The sequence below is a fragment of the Oleiphilus sp. HI0128 genome, from assembly GCF_001635365.1.
The window spans coordinates 1-517 of the sequence record NZ_LWGG01000552.1 but is presented as its reverse complement, the minus strand read 5'-3'; the positions used below and the strand labels follow the sequence as shown (position 1 = coordinate 517).

1 protein-coding gene is annotated in these 517 nt (G+C 42.0%); it reads right to left on the bottom strand.

Annotated features, from left to right (window positions below; all coding sequences use genetic code 11):
- Positions 1 to 517: DUF1329 domain-containing protein (locus tag A3763_RS06555; RefSeq protein WP_156494974.1), on the bottom strand; the 517-nt coding region annotated here is incomplete at both ends.

Below are 517 nucleotides of genomic sequence, written 5' to 3'. Positions count from 1 at the left end.
TGAACTGGCACTTCAGTCGAACGCAAGATTGCAAAAATACCTCTCCATCTAGTCAAATGATTCCACATTGTCTGAAGGGCTTTATCTTCATTCTTTCCATGTAATATTGGAAAAGGAATACCACCGTATGCGTTCTGAATCCCCACCCCGCCTTTGGATAAAGACGATGTTTTGGCATTTTTCTTGGTATTTTCTAGGACCCAATCCGGCATCGAGTGCGAACGATGGGTTGGATATACATTGATCTTGAAGCTACTTGGGTATGCTTCAAACAAAGCATACTGACCTGGGGTCAGATAGTTTTTAAAACCTTTGTAGTTACTGTCATCAATGGTGAATTTGATATCATCAGAGGCAAAAGGGTCGATATGATGCTGCCCTGTCCCCTCATACCCCATTGGGGCTTCGGTAATCCCCCCAGTCCATGCAGGAATAGTTTTATTTTTATTCCCGGATTTTATCGAACCGAACGGCGTTAAAGAATTCCCTAACTTATTAACTTCTTTCGTTGAAACTT